Genomic DNA, 14,019 nt, shown 5'->3' with positions numbered 1-14,019 from the left:
TGACGCTGCAAGATTGAAAGCTGTGGCCCGAGCGCCGCAAGGAAAACGATGAAAGTTCTATTTCTGGTGCAGAAAGAACAACGGGCGATCCTCGATCGTTTGTATGACGGCGTTGCCGCGCATTGCGACTGCGACCTGCGCTGGCTGAGCAGCGACGACCAACGCAATCTGCGCAGTTATTTCCGTCGCGAGATCGACGTCGACAAGTACGACAGGATCGTGTTCTTCCTGCGTTTCAAGCAAGAGATTCGCCAGGTCGGTTTCATTCGCACGGTGCCCAACCTGGTCATCCTCGAACATGATGCCTACCAGAACTACATCCCGTGCAAGTACACCGGCAAGTTCAGTGCCCACTACCGCCAGTTGCCCTGGGCGCGGGTGATCAGCTCGGGTTACATGGTCAGTGAACGCCTGCGCCAGGAAGGCTTCGATGCCGAGTTCGTGCCCAAGGGCTACGATCAGCAGTTGCTGGCTGACCAGGGGCGCGAGCGGGATATCGAACTGGCCTTCGTCGGCAGCACCAACAGTGTTGCCTACAGCGGCCGCAAGGCCCTGCTCGATGAGTTGGCACAAGTGGAAAACCTGCTGGTGACACGCACCAATTCGGGCGAAGAATATTGCGACACACTCAACCGCATCCGTTTCTTTGTAAGCGCCGATGTCGGCATGGGCGAGTACATGATCAAGAATTTCGAGGCGATGGCCTGTGGCTGCGTTTTGCTGGCTTATGACCAGGGTGAAGCGGAAAACCGCGCCCTGGGCTTGAAAGACATGCATAACGTGGTGCTGTATGACAGCATTGCCGCGTTGCAAGAGAAGCTGAAAGTGTTGCGTGGCGACCCTGCACTGGTCGAGCGTATCGGCAACAACGGTCGTGAGCTGGCCGTCTCGCAATTCAGTTTCGCCCAGGTAGGTCGTAGCATCGTGGAAAAAATGCAGCCACCTCTTCGTCCCCGTCCAGCCCTGTCCGGCTGGCAACGCTTGCGTTTGAGACTGGGCATATGAGCCGGCTGTCCTGGAGCCAGGGAAGTAGTCTCGAACATCTGAATACAGTTTATGGGGAGGGAATCCGGTGCGATTCTGCCAAGATAGCGACGTAACCCTGGTGGTCACCAGTTGCGGGCGCTTCGATTTGCTTAAACTCACGCTGGAAAGTTTTGACCGGTTCAATACCGCGCCTATTCGTGAAGTGTTCATCACCGAGGATTCGGGGGATGAAGCGGTTCACGAGGCTGTGCCCGAGCATTGGAAGCCGCACTGCAAGGTTTTCGTCAATCGCCCGAAGCTGGGTCAACTGGCTTCGATCGACCTTGCCTACAGCCATGTAAAAACCTCTTACATCTTCCATTGCGAGGACGACTGGGAGTTCTACCGGCCTGGTTTTGTCGAAGACTCGCATGCGATCCTGGCGGTCAGCCCTGAACTGCTTCAGGTCTGGTTGCGCAGTTATGTCTATGACCTGAAACTGCACAGCCCCTATATCCATCTTGGCGAGCGCCAGGTGATTGCCGGCGTTCCTTGCTACCCGTTGCTGTCGGACAAGCCTGAGTGGCAAAGCTTCTCGCTGAACCCGGGCTTGCGCCGCTTGAGCGATTATCAGCGCTGTGCGCCGTTCGCCGCCTATGCTGGTGAAAAGGCTCTATCAAAACGCTATGCCGAATTGAACCTGACAGGCGTAAGCCTGGAGGGTGATGCCGTGTTGCATACCGGCTTCGGCATGCATGTAAGTCTTCCAGAAGAGCGCCAGCGTAAAGCCCGGCGGCGTCAGCGTGAGCGGATGAAGCTGGCCGTAACCTTGTTGATCGGCTTGGCAGTGGGAGTGGGTATTGGCGTTCTTGCGAGTTGATATTGCCGGTTTGCCAGTTGCCCAGTCCGATACAGGGGGTATAACCCCGTGAATATCGTCAACATCATGTGGGCTGGCGGTTCGCCTTACGTTTCGGTGCATAAGGTGCATCAGCAGATATTGTCGCAGGCCGAGCCTGGGACAAAGATCAGCAGTTGGCTATTGCAAGGGCAGGGCTCGTGCTGTGGTGCAGAATCAACGCGCGAGTGGCACCTGTCCCATCGTCTGCTCAAGGGGCGGCACCTTTGGCTGTTGCTCAGACCCTGGTTGCATGGACGCATGCGTGAGGCCCTGGAGCATGCCAATGCACAGGTGTTGGTGTTGGATGGTCTGGGTGTATCACGGCTGATTTTGCCGGTGGTGCAGAGAATGCCGGATGCTCGGGTGGCCATCGTCTTTCACGGCAAAACTCGTCTGCGTCGGTCGGATATCGCTTTGCTGCGAGCCTTCCCCGGCAGCCGCTTGAGCATCGTGGCGGTGTCCCAGACCCTTGCCAATGCATTGGAACAGGACCTCGGTGTCCCAGTAAAGGTCCTGCGGACCGCGCTTGAGCCAGAAGGCTTTCGCCAAGGCTTGCTGGGCTCAGAACAAGCCCGCGAGGCGCTGAATTTGCCGACGCAAGGTGTGCGGGTCATGGGGGCGGTGGGCCGTCTCGTCGACAGCAAGGGTTTTGACTACCTGCTTGACGCCTTTGCCCAGGCCAGTCAGCAGCAGCCGGATCTACGCCTGGTGATACTTGGTGAAGGTGTGCAGCGCCCGGTCCTGGAGGGGCAGATAAAGTTGCTGGGGCTGGAGCAGAAAGTGTCATTGCCGGGTCATTGCATTGGCCTTGCGCAACTTTATCGGGCATTTGACTGGATGCTGATACCGTCCCGCTCCGAAGGGCTGGGGCTGGTCCTGCAGGAGGCGGTGATGGCTGATGTGCCGGTGCTGTGTAGCGATTTGTCGGTCTTTCGCGAGCAGTTGGGCGAGGCCGGCTGCTATGCCCCGGCTGGTGATACGCCAGCCTGGGCCAAAGCCATCATAGAGTGTGCGATGCTGCCAGGCGCGCAGGTAGCCGCCGCTCAACAGCAAGCCCTCGCGCCAGAGCAGGCCTGGCAAAGTTTCAGTCAGGCCTCGCGGGCTTTGCTGTATACGCCCTGATGCGCCTTACGCCAGCAAGGCGCGCTCAAGTTCGGCAAGAGGAAACTGGTCCTCTAACTGTTCCCGAGCAATGTAACGAGCAAAGTGTTGTACGTTGCGTTTAACCATCCGGGCCGGCAACGGCGCGCGTAAAAAGCGCATGTCGGCCACGTCGATCAAGCCCCACTGCTGTTGCGGGGTAACAACAATATTACCTAGATGCAATGAGCGAAAGTAGATGCCCGACTGATGCAGGCGATGCACCAGGGTTATCAGGTCCGGCAAGCTTTTCTGCCAGCTGAAGCCCGGCTGGCGCGACAGTTGGCGCAGGGTCTCGCCCGGCAAGGGACGATACAGCACAGCTGTCATGCCTGGAGCATCTAGTGTGTAGTACTTCAGCACTTCCAGCGTAGGGATGCCGAGTTTTTGCAGGCGCAAGGCGTTATCGATGAAGCGACGCGAGTAAGGTCGCAGCAAGGCAGATGAAATTAACCGCTTGCGTCTGAACAGCTTGAGGATGTTGCCATCCGTTAGCAGGTAGACTTTAGCGCCGAAACTGTCGGCCTCCAGCACCTGGGCACCAAGCGTCAGTTGATTGAAATCGACCTGGGGTAGCCGTGAACATTGCATGGATAGGGGCCTTGTCATCGGGCAAGCAAAATGACCGGCAATAATGCCGAAAAGTTTAAGGATGCACCATGCCGGTGTTGTTGAATCAATGGGGAAGAGCATGATGTACGCAACGCGCTGGGCGCAGACCTGGCTGGCAATTGGGTTTTTGTGGTTCCTGGTGGGGATTGCATTGTCGCCAAGTAACAAACTGTATCAACAGGGTCTGGTGGTATTCCTCTGGTTGCCGACCCTGGTGCTGATCTGGTCCGCACGCGGTCGTCTGGTTCAGCTCTGGAATGCACAGCGGGCATTGTCTATCTCTATTCTGTTGATGCTTGCATGGACTACATCAAGCCTGCTGTGGGCGACGGGGGAGGAACCTGGCCGGGAGCTCAAGCGCTTGCTGTACATTGCTGTCTTCCTTCTGTTCTTCCCATTGTTGGCACAATCCGGAGAGCAGCGTCTGCGACAGCTGATGTTTTGCGGTGGCATAGGGCTTGCGGTCGCGGCTGTGCAGTCAATTGTGCAGTTCTACCTTGTTAGGGGTGAGGAATGGGCTTCGAGGCTATATGGCATAGGCGAAATCTCCCATCCCATCCTGGGGGCTTACGTGATTGGCGCCGCTATGGTGTGGATGATCCATTGGCAACCGCAAACGCGCCTGCTTCAGTTGCTGTGGTCGATCTCGCTGCTTTGCCTCGCTGCATTCTTACTGTTGTGCCAGAGCCGTGGTGCTGCGCTGGGGTTGTTGATTACCCTGGTTGCCATGCCGCTTTGGTGTCGTGACCGCAGAAGCTGCCTGATCGCCGGTGTGTCGCTGGCAACAGCAGCGGTAGTTTTTGTGGTGTTTTACTCGATGATCATGTCTCGCGGTGCTTCTTACAGGCCTGAAATTTTCCAGGTCACTTTGCAAATGATCGCCGAACACCCCTGGACAGGCGTAGGCCTTGGTTCTTTCTACACCATCATGGCTGCCGGCGCGCAGTTCGATCACACTCACAACATGTTCACTCACATCGCCCTTGAGTTGGGCATTCCCGGCATGCTGTTGTGGCTGAGTATTTGGTTGTGCGTATTGCGCGAAATCTGGAAAGCCCGTGATACCACCTTCGGCCAGGGCCTGATGGGTTTGTGGCTGTTCTCCACCCTGGCCATGCAATTCGATGCCGCCAGCCTCACCGGCACCCCGCGTGCCGAGTGGTTTATCAGTTGGCTGCCGGTCGGTCTGGCCACTGTCCTGGTCTGGGTGCGTGCCCGGGCTCCAGGCTGTGATAAAATTTCCGGTTCTATCTGAACAGCGAGCTCGACGATGGCCGAAACACCGCGAGAGGCGGAGCAGAGCTCCAGCCTGAAAATCTACTTCCGGCTGCTGAGCTATGTGAAGCCGTACATCGGCATTTTTTTGCTGAGTATCCTCGGCTTTGTGATTTTTGCCTCGACCCAGCCAATGCTGGCCGGGATTCTCAAGTACTTCGTCGATGGCTTGAGCAACCCCCAGGCGGTGTTGTTCCCCAACGTTCCTTACCTCAAGGACTTGCAGCTGCTGCAGGCCGTGCCATTGCTGATCGTGCTGATCGCAGCCTGGCAGGGCCTGGGTTCGTTCCTGGGCAACTATTTCCTGGCCAAGGTCTCCCTGGGCCTGGTGCATGACCTGCGGGTCGAGTTGTTCAACAAGCTGCTGGTGTTGCCCAACCGCTATTTCGATAACCACAACTCCGGCCACCTGATTTCACGCATCACCTTCAACGTGACCATGGTCACCGGCGCTGCGACCGATGCGATCAAGGTCGTGATCCGTGAAGGCCTGACCGTGGTGTTCCTGTTCGTCTATCTGCTGTGGATGAACTGGAAACTGACCCTGGTGATGCTGGCGATCCTGCCGGTGATTGCCCTGATGGTTGGCACCGCGAGCAAGAAGTTCCGCAAGCAGAGCAAGAAGATCCAGGTGGCCATGGGCGATGTCACCCACGTTGCCTCGGAAACCATCCAGGGCTACCGGGTAGTGCGCAGCTTTGGTGGCGAAAGCTACGAGCAGCAACGTTTTGCCAATGCCAGCCAGAGCAACACCGACAAGCAGCTGCGCATGACCAAGACTGGCGCGGTGTATACGCCGATGCTGCAACTGGTGATCTACACCGCCATGGCTACATTGATGTTCCTGGTGCTGTTCCTGCGCGGTGATGCCACTGCCGGTGATCTGGTGGCCTACATCACCGCGGCGGGCTTGCTGCCCAAGCCTATCCGCCAGCTGTCCGAAGTCAGCTCGACCATCCAGAAAGGCCTGGCCGGTGCCGAGAGCATCTTTGAGCAACTGGACGAGGCGCCAGAAGTCGATAGCGGCACTGTCGAGCTGGACCGCGTTGTTGGTCGTCTTGAAGTGCGCAACCTGAACTTCACCTATCCGGGGACTGATCGTCAGGTCCTCACCGACATCAACTTTACCGCCGAACCTGGTCAGATGATCGCCCTGGTGGGGCGTTCAGGCAGTGGCAAATCGACCCTGGCGGCGTTGATTCCGCGCTTCTATCACCATGATCAGGGGCAGATTCTGCTCGATGGTGTGGAGATCGAGAACTACCGCCTGCGCAACCTGCGCAAGCACGTCGCTCAGGTGACCCAGCATGTGACCCTGTTCAACGACACCGTGGCCAACAACATCGCCTATGGCGATCTGGCCGGGGCGCCGCGGGACGAGATCGAAGCCGCTGCCGCCGATGCTTATGCCAAGGAGTTCGTCGAGCAACTGCCCAAGGGCTTCGACACTCAGGTCGGCGAGAACGGCGTGCTGCTCTCCGGTGGCCAGCGCCAGCGTCTGGCGATTGCCCGGGCGTTGCTCAAGAATGCGCCGTTGCTGATTCTCGACGAAGCCACTTCGGCCCTCGACACCGAATCCGAGCGGCACATCCAGGCAGCCCTGGATCACGTCATGCAGGGACGCACCACCCTGGTGATCGCCCACCGGCTGTCGACCATCGAAAAAGCCGACATGATCCTGGTCATGGACCAGGGCAAGCTGGTCGAGCGTGGTACCCATACCGAGTTGCTGGCTGCCAATGGCTATTATGCCCGGCTGCACGCCATGGGCCTGGATGAGCCGGCCAAGGCCGACATCACCTGAGTTGCTCGCGCCGGGGCCTGTTGTGCCCCGGCTGCCTTTCCCTGGAGCGCTTGGCAACAAGGCGGTAAACAAGCCTTCGCTTTGCCTGTGCTAATATCCTGCCCCTGTTAATTATTTTGTATATGGGTTGCCCATGAAGTTGTCCATGCCGCGTTTCGATCAAGCCCCGGTACTGGTGGTGGGCGATGTCATGCTCGACCGCTACTGGCATGGCGGTACCTCACGGATCTCGCCTGAAGCACCGGTACCGGTGGTCAAGGTCGAACAGATCGAGGACCGTCCCGGTGGTGCGGCCAACGTTGCCTTGAACATTGCAGCCCTGGGGGCTCCGGCGGCGCTGGTCGGCGTGACCGGCCAGGACGAGGCTGCCGACAGCCTCGCCAATAGCCTGCTGGCTGCTGGCGTACGCTCGATCTTCCAGCGCATCGCCCATCAGCCGACCATCGTCAAGCTGCGGGTCATGAGCCGCCACCAGCAACTGCTGCGTATCGATTTCGAAGAGCCTTTCGCCACCGACCCGCTGTCCCTGGGCGCTGAGGTCGACGCGTTGCTCGATGGCGTCAAGGTGTTGGTGCTGTCGGACTACGGCAAGGGTGCGTTGAAAAACCACCAAAGCCTGATCCAGGCCGCACGGGCCAAGGGCATTCCGGTGCTGGCCGACCCCAAGGGCAAGGATTTCTCGATCTACCGTGGCGCCAGCCTGATTACCCCGAACCTCAGCGAATTCGAAACCATCGTTGGCCGTTGCGCCGACGAGGCTGAACTGGTGGCCAAGGGCGCCCAGTTGATGAGCGAGCTGGAGCTGGGTGCCTTGCTGGTGACCCGCGGTGAGCACGGCATGACCCTGCTGCGCCCCGACCACCCGGCCCTGCACCTGCCAGCCCGTGCCCGTGAAGTGTTCGACGTGACCGGTGCTGGCGATACGGTGATCTCGACCCTGGCCGCCGCCATTGCCGCCGGCGAAGAGCTGCCCCATGCAGTGGGCCTGGCAAATCTTGCCGCTGGTATCGTGGTCGGCAAGCTGGGTACCGCGGCCATCAGCGCCCCGGAACTGCGTCGTGCGATCCAGCGCGAAGAGGGTTCCGAGCGTGGTGTATTGAGTCTCGACCAGTTGCTGCTGGCCATCGACGATGCTCGCGCGCACAACGAGAAGATCGTCTTCACCAACGGTTGCTTCGACATTTTGCATGCCGGCCACGTGACCTATCTGGAACAGGCCCGAGCCCAGGGCGATCGCCTGATTGTCGCGGTCAACGACGATGCGTCGGTCAGCCGCCTGAAAGGTCCGGGCCGGCCGATCAACAGCGTTGACCGGCGTATGGCCGTGCTGGCGGGCCTCGGCGCAGTGGACTGGGTCATCAGCTTCCCTGAAGGCACGCCGGAAAACCTGCTGAGCCAGGTCAAGCCGGACGTGTTGGTCAAGGGTGGCGACTATGGCATCGATCAGGTGGTCGGCGCCGATATCGTCAAGGCCTACGGCGGTACCGTCAAGGTGCTGGGGCTGGTGGAGAACAGCTCGACCACCGCCATCGTCGAGAAGATCCGCAAGAACTGAAGGGCATAGCGCCGTAGGAAGGGCCGGGCGACGCTCGCTTGCCCCGCGATTGTTCCTACTTGCGCACCCCGCCACGCGCCATCTGCAACAACTCCCGCGCCCTGCCGGTCAGCCGCTTCAAGCCGCTGTCCGGCTTCGCCGGCGTCAGGCCTTGCTGCCTGACCCAATCCTTCCAGCGAATCCGCTCATCCCTGACCAGCCATCCTTCCTGCCGGGCAAAGCTTTCCGCCAGGTACAGCCCACGAGTGCTGGCCGGTACCAGGCGATCCTTGCTCAGGGTAAAGAGCTCGGCGCGTGGTTGGCCATCGTCCAGGGGCATCAGATATAGATCGGGACGCTTGCGGTTGAGACGGGCGACGAGCTGGTCGCCTTCAAGACGTTCATCGACGTGGAACAGGCTCAGTGATTTCGCCTCGCGTGGCACTTGCAGGCACAGGTCGTAAATCAGCTGCAGCGAGGCGGTCGGCAAGTGCACATAGGCGCGCGGGCGCTCCAGTAACTGCAGGTTGGCGCAGCGCACCGGGCGCGCTGCGCCGGACTGCGGGGTAAGCACAAAGGGCAGGGCTTCGCGGTAGTGCAGGGCGTCAGCATAGGGCGCCGGCAGCCAGGTGTCGTTGAAGCGCCCGCCAAGCCAGCCTTCCGGGGTTTCCAGCAGGCATTCTTCAGCAACCTCCTGAATCGCCGTATGCAGCGGCAGGTTCAGCTCCTGGGCTGGCACATATCCTGAAATCAATTTCAGCACCACATCGCCCCGGTCCTGGCGGCGTTGGCGTACAAGCACCCAGTAATCGCGATTTTGCCAGCGCAGGGTCAGGCGCACCGAGACACCGAGGTTGGCCAGTTCGACGGCGAAGCGCTGGCTGTCGGCAAGCTGGATCGGTTTGCGCCGTTGCAGGGTCTGGGCAAAGTTCAGGGGCACGCCGATGCTCTGGTAGACGAGGCCCTCGGGGCTGGCCTCGACGTGCAGGGGCAGGGTCTTGAAGTTGCTCGGGTTCTTGCGGATCAGCGTTCGCGGCATGTCGGCTCCTTCTTGCGTTGGGGTCGGCCGCGGCGGCGGCGTGGATGTCAGCGGCGCAGGACGTTGGCAACGGTTGCCACGTTATGCGCCAAGTGCAGCGGGTTGATGGTGCCGACAATAGCACTGCTGACGCCGGGGTGGGCAAACAGCAATTCGAAGCTGGCACGCACCGGGTCGACACCCGGACTCAGGCACACATGACCACTGGCCAGGGCCTTTTTCACCAGGATCGCCTTGCCGTGTTCGGCGGCGTAGTCGATCACCGGGCGTTCAGCCTGCTCGTTGAGATTGTAGGTGACCATGGCGCAATCGCCGCGCTCTAGTGCCTTGAGGCCGCCTGCTGCGGTCTTGCCGGAAAGGCCGAAACCACGGATCTTGCCTTCCTGCTTCAACGCTTCGAGAGTCTGGTAGACCTCCTCGTGTTCGAGGATATGCAGGTCATTGCCGTCGGAGTGCACCAGCACCAGGTCGATGCAGTCGGTTTCCAGGCGCTTGAGACTGCGCTCGATGGAGAAACGCGTGTGTGCTGCGCTGAAATCGAAGCGCGACTGGCCGTCTTCGAACTCTTCACCCACCTTGCTGACGATCACCCAGTGATCGCGCTGGCCGCGCAACAGCGGGCCCAGGCGTTCTTCGCTGCGGCCATAGGCTGGCGCGGTGTCGATCAGGTTAATGCCCAGTTCGCGGGCCTGGGCCAGCAGCATCCGTGCTTCGTCGTCGTCAGGAATGGTAAAGCCGCTGGGGTATTTGACGCCCTGGTCGCGACCGAGCTTGACGGTGCCCAGGCCGAGGGGCGAAACCGTCAGGCCGGTACCGCCGAGAGGACGACGCAAGTCATGCAGGGTCGGCAGGCTCATGGCAGCAATTGCTCCCACACCGGCAAGGCCATGGGCGGCCGGGGCAGTTCGGGCAAGGCGGCCTGGCCGGCTGGCTTGATGCCGTCGCGCTCAAGGTTGGCCAGCACCCGGTCACTGAAGTCCGGAGCCAACGCCAGTTTGGTCGGCCAGCCGACCAGCAGGCGTTGCTGCTCGGCGAGAAAAGCGTTGTCGGGGCGTACCAGGCCCGATTGAGCGGGCTCGGCGCGGTCAATGCGCACGGTCGCCCAGCGCACCTGGCTCAAGTCGATCCACGGCAGCAGGTTGGCGACTTCTTTTTTCGCCGCGGCGATCTGCGCTTCAGGCTCGCGAGCTACGCCGTCGGCTTCGGCCAGGTCGCCGCCCAGGTACCAGACCCACTGGCCGTCAGCGGCCGGATGGCTAGTGACGGTAATACGCGGCTTTGGCCCGCCGCCCAGGCAGTGTGCGTACAGCGGCTTGAGGCTGGCGCCCTTGGCCATGACCATGTGCAGCGGCCGGCGCTGCATGGCCGGCTGGCTCAGGCCCAGGGCCTCGAGCAAGGCGGCATTGCCGGCGCCGGCGCTGAGCACGACGCGTTGGGCGCGGATTTCGCGACCATCGACGCGCAAGCCGAGCAACTCGCCATTGTCGTTCAAGGGTTCGATGGTCTGCGCGGCGAGCAGGCTGTCACCGGCCAATTCCGCAAGCTTGTTGAGTAGGCTCGGTACGTCGATGACCAGTTCGGCCAGGCGATAGACCTTGCCCTTGAAGGCGCGGTCTTGCAGGGCAGGTGGCAACTGATCGCCCTTGACCTGATCGACGCGGCCACGCACCGCCTTGCTGGCAAAGAAACTGGTGAGATTGCCGGCCAGGGTGCCGGGTGACCACAGGTAGTGGGCTTCGGACAGCAGGCGCACGCCGGACAGGTCCAGCTCGCCATTGCCGGCCAGGGCCTCGCGCCAGCGCCGGGGCATGTCGGCGATGGCTTCCGATGCGCCGGTCAGGGCACCGTGCAGGGCGTATTTGGCACCGCCATGGATGATCCCCTGGGATTTGAGGGTCTGCTCGCCACCGAGGCTGGCGCGTTCCACCAGCACTGTCGAATAGCCGAGCCGGCGCAGGCGGGCATTGAGCCAGAGGCCTGCGACCCCAGCGCCGACGATCAGCACATCGGTGGAAATTACGGTTGGCATGCATGAACCTCACAAGCTTGGACAGACGCCCAGTATACAGCCTGTGAGCCATTGCACCCGGTTGCGGATCAATGCCCGGCGGTTTTCGAGAAGACCTGGATCACCACCACGCCACCAACGATCATGGCCATGCCGAGCATCGCCGGCACATCCAGCTTCTGCCCGTAGATCACCAGTGCCGCGATGCTGATCAGGACAATCCCCAGGCCCGACCAGATCGCATAGGCAATGCCAACCGGAATGCTGCGCACCACCAGGGTCAGCATCCAGAACGCCACCGCGTAGCCACACACCATCAGCAGTAGCGGCAGGGGCGTACTCAGGCCCTTGACGGCTTTCATCGAAGCGGTGGCGATGACTTCGGCGCAGATGGCGATAGCCAGGTAGGTGTAGGCGTTCATGTCGGTGATCCTCTATTCTGGCTGGGCATTCTAGAGCAAGCCTGAATGGGGTAAAGTCATTACCTATCTTTTCTGGAGATAGGTTGCATGGCCGAGCAGTGGAATCTGGAGCAGTTGCGCATGTTCGTGCGGGTCGCCGAGTTGCGCTCGTTCTCGGCGGTGGCGCGCGAGCAACGCAAGGCGCAATCGGCGGTGAGCAACGGCATTGCCCTGTTGGAGACCGACCTCGGTGTGACCCTGTTCGAGCGCAGCAGCGGCCGCCAGCCACGCCTGACCGAGGCTGGCGCGACCTTGCTGGAAGATGCCCGCGAACTGTTGCGCCAGTGCGAACGCCTGGACGGCCGGGCCCTGGCCCTGATGCGCGGGCAAGAGGCGCAGTTGCGTGTGGCCCAGGATGAGGCCATGCCCTATCAACCGGTGATCGACAGCCTCGATGAACTGGCCCGGCAGTTCCCCTTGCTCGAAGTGCAGATGGCCAGTGGCGCCCAGGGTGACGTGGCGCGCAAGCTGATCGAACGACGCGCCGATCTCGGGCTGTTGTTCCACCATGACCAGATGCCGGTGTCCCTGGAGCGCCGGGCGGTGGGGCGGATCGAGATGGTCACGGCGTGTGCAGTGGATCATCCACTGACTCGGCTGGAGCGGGTTACCCGCCAGGACCTGGCCCGCCACCGCCAGTTGCTGATCACCCCGCAGGAAAGCGGCTACCCCGGTGGCGAGCCGATCAGCCCGCAGATCTGGCGCGCCGACAGCTTCTACGCCATGGCCGAATTGCTCATGCGCGGCCTCGGCTGGGCCTGGCTGCCACGGCATGTGGTGCAGTACCCCACCTATCAGACGCAGATGGTCGAGCTGGCCAGCGAATGGACGCCGCCGGCGCTGGTGGTCGAGTTGGTGTGGCGGCGTGACGAGCCTTTAGGCCCTGCCGCGCAGTGGTTGGCTGAACGCTTCGCAGTGCACTTGCGCGCAATTGGCTAGTACACTTCGGCGCCATGAACAGAACCCTCTATACCTTGCTGTTTCACCTGGGCCTGCCGCTGGTTGCGCTGCGCCTGTTCCTGCGTTCGCGCAAGGCGCCGGCCTATGGTCAGCGCATTGGTGAGCGATTTGCCCTGAACCTGCCGGCCATGGCCAAAGGCGGCATCTGGGTGCACGCGGTGTCGGTGGGCGAGAGCATTGCCGCCGCGCCGATGATTCGCGCCTTGCTGCAGGCTTATCCACAGCTGCCGGTCACCATCACCTGCATGACCCCGACCGGCTCCGAGCGGGTCCGGGCGATGTTTGCCGATGAGCCGCGGATTCAGCATTGCTACCTGCCATACGACTTGCCCTGGGCTGCCGGGCGCTTTCTCGATCACGTGCAGCCCACGCTTGCGGTGATCATGGAAACCGAGCTGTGGCCCAACCACATTCACCAGTGCGCCAAACGGGGCATTCCCGTGGCCCTGGCCAACGCGCGGTTGTCTGAGCGCTCGGCCCGGGGCTATGCGCGCTTTGCCGGGCTGACCCGGCCGATGCTGGCCGAGATGAGCCTGATCGCGGTGCAGACCGAAACCGAGGCGCAGCGTTTCCGCCAACTGGGTGCGCGCTCCGAATGCGTGCAGGTTACCGGTTCAATCAAGTTCGACCTGAGTATCGATGAGCAACTGTTGCCCCGCGCCCGTGCCTTGCGTGAGCAGTGGCAGGCCGGCCAGCGGCCCGTATGGATCGCGGCCAGTACCCATGAAGGCGAAGACGAGATCATCCTCGCCGCCCACCGGCAGTTGCGAGAGCACCATGCCGATGCCCTGCTGATTCTGGTGCCACGTCATCCGGAACGCTTCAACAGCGTGTTCGAGTTGTGCCGGGGGCAGTTCCCGACGGTTCGCCGCTCCAGTGGCGAACCGGTGGCTGCTGATACCGCAGTGCTGCTCGGCGACACCATGGGCGAGCTGCTGTTTCTCTATGCCCTGGCCGATATCGCCTTCGTTGGTGGCAGCCTGGTGCCTAACGGTGGGCACAACCTGTTGGAGCCGGCGGCGTTGTCGTTGCCGGTGCTCAGTGGTCCGCACCTGTTCAACTTCCTCGAGATCGCGGCGATGCTGCGTGAGGCCGGTGCCTTGCAGGAAGTCGATGATGCCCAGGGGCTGGCGGCCGAGGTGCGGCGGCTGGTCGAGTTGCCGCGTGATGCGCAGCGCATGGGGGCGGCGGGGTTGGCGGTGATGAAGGCCAACCAGGGGGCGTTGCAGCGCTTGCTGGATGCGCTGGGGCGGTTGATCTAGGCAGGCTTCGCCGGCAAGACCGGCTCCCACAGGTTTTTGTGGGAGCCGGTCTTGCCG

General features: G+C 61.5%; 13 protein-coding genes. 8 read left to right on the top strand and 5 right to left on the bottom strand.

Annotated features, from left to right (window positions below; translation table 11 throughout):
* Positions 1-48: 48 nt before the first annotated feature.
* The 3 genes from ABM562_RS00950 (at position 49) to ABM562_RS00940 (ending at position 2,989) form a co-directional block, all read left to right on the top strand.
* A complete protein-coding gene (locus tag ABM562_RS00950) occupies positions 49-1,005 on the top strand; it encodes a glycosyltransferase family protein (RefSeq protein ID WP_134064556.1) in 957 nt (318 codons plus the stop codon).
* Positions 1,006-1,072: 67 nt separating this feature from the next.
* Complete coding sequence (locus ABM562_RS00945; protein WP_346617672.1) at positions 1,073-1,846, top strand: glycosyltransferase family 2 protein; 774 nt, start codon at positions 1,073-1,075, stop codon at positions 1,844-1,846.
* Between the two features lie 48 nt (positions 1,847-1,894).
* A complete protein-coding gene (locus ABM562_RS00940; protein ID WP_460420495.1) occupies positions 1,895-2,989 on the top strand; it encodes a glycosyltransferase in 1,095 nt (364 codons plus the stop codon).
* 6 nt (positions 2,990-2,995) lie between these two features.
* On the opposite strand, the gene ABM562_RS00935 is transcribed toward ABM562_RS00940, so the two are convergent.
* Complete coding sequence (locus tag ABM562_RS00935; RefSeq protein ID WP_346617684.1) at positions 2,996-3,598, bottom strand: BUD32 family EKC/KEOPS complex subunit; 603 nt, start codon at positions 3,596-3,598, stop codon at positions 2,996-2,998.
* A gap of 100 nt (positions 3,599-3,698) precedes the next feature.
* Here ABM562_RS00935 and ABM562_RS00930 point away from each other — a divergent pair, with 100 nt between their 5' ends.
* The 3 genes from ABM562_RS00930 (at position 3,699) to hldE (ending at position 8,253) form a co-directional block, all read left to right on the top strand.
* Positions 3,699-4,874 carry an O-antigen ligase family protein gene (locus ABM562_RS00930; protein ID WP_346617670.1) on the top strand — a complete coding sequence of 392 codons (1,176 nt, stop codon included), beginning with the start codon at positions 3,699-3,701 and terminating at the stop codon, positions 4,872-4,874.
* Between the two features lie 15 nt (positions 4,875-4,889).
* Positions 4,890-6,698: a lipid A export permease/ATP-binding protein MsbA gene (gene msbA, locus ABM562_RS00925; RefSeq protein ID WP_346617669.1), complete on the top strand. Its 1,809-nt coding sequence runs from the start codon at positions 4,890-4,892 to the stop codon at positions 6,696-6,698.
* Positions 6,699-6,831: 133 nt separating this feature from the next.
* Positions 6,832-8,253 carry a bifunctional D-glycero-beta-D-manno-heptose-7-phosphate kinase/D-glycero-beta-D-manno-heptose 1-phosphate adenylyltransferase HldE gene (hldE, locus tag ABM562_RS00920; protein WP_115089161.1) on the top strand — a complete coding sequence of 474 codons (1,422 nt, stop codon included), beginning with the start codon at positions 6,832-6,834 and terminating at the stop codon, positions 8,251-8,253.
* A gap of 55 nt (positions 8,254-8,308) precedes the next feature.
* Here hldE and ABM562_RS00915 read toward each other — a convergent pair whose 3' ends face one another.
* From ABM562_RS00915 to ABM562_RS00900, 4 genes are all read right to left on the bottom strand, one after another.
* Complete coding sequence (locus ABM562_RS00915) at positions 8,309-9,271, bottom strand: metal ABC transporter ATPase (RefSeq protein ID WP_115089159.1); 963 nt, start codon at positions 9,269-9,271, stop codon at positions 8,309-8,311.
* A 47-nt stretch (positions 9,272-9,318) separates the two neighbouring features.
* The gene (locus tag ABM562_RS00910; RefSeq protein ID WP_460420491.1) at positions 9,319-10,128 is read right to left on the bottom strand and encodes an aldo/keto reductase; all 810 of its coding nucleotides are present in this window, start codon (positions 10,126-10,128) and stop codon (positions 9,319-9,321) included.
* Positions 10,125-11,300, bottom strand: coding sequence for an NAD(P)/FAD-dependent oxidoreductase (locus ABM562_RS00905; RefSeq protein ID WP_115089155.1), 1,176 nt, complete (start codon positions 11,298-11,300; stop codon positions 10,125-10,127). Before ABM562_RS00905 ends, ABM562_RS00910 begins: the two co-directional genes overlap by 4 nt.
* 68 nt (positions 11,301-11,368) lie before the next feature.
* Positions 11,369-11,701, bottom strand: a complete 333-nt coding sequence (locus ABM562_RS00900; RefSeq protein ID WP_010221561.1) for a DMT family transporter — start codon at positions 11,699-11,701, stop codon at positions 11,369-11,371.
* A gap of 87 nt (positions 11,702-11,788) precedes the next feature.
* Here ABM562_RS00900 and ABM562_RS00895 point away from each other — a divergent pair, with 87 nt between their 5' ends.
* The gene (locus tag ABM562_RS00895; RefSeq protein ID WP_115089153.1) at positions 11,789-12,679 is read left to right on the top strand and encodes a LysR family transcriptional regulator; all 891 of its coding nucleotides are present in this window, start codon (positions 11,789-11,791) and stop codon (positions 12,677-12,679) included.
* A gap of 14 nt (positions 12,680-12,693) precedes the next feature.
* On the top strand, positions 12,694-13,962 hold the full coding sequence (waaA, locus tag ABM562_RS00890; protein WP_460420488.1) for a lipid IV(A) 3-deoxy-D-manno-octulosonic acid transferase: 1,269 nt from the start codon (positions 12,694-12,696) through the stop codon (positions 13,960-13,962).
* The last annotated feature ends 57 nt before the right edge of the window (positions 13,963-14,019 follow it).

This window comes from Pseudomonas sp. ZL2, from assembly GCF_054788455.1.
Note: the sequence above shows the minus strand (reverse complement) of the source record. Positions and strands in the feature narration are given on the sequence as shown.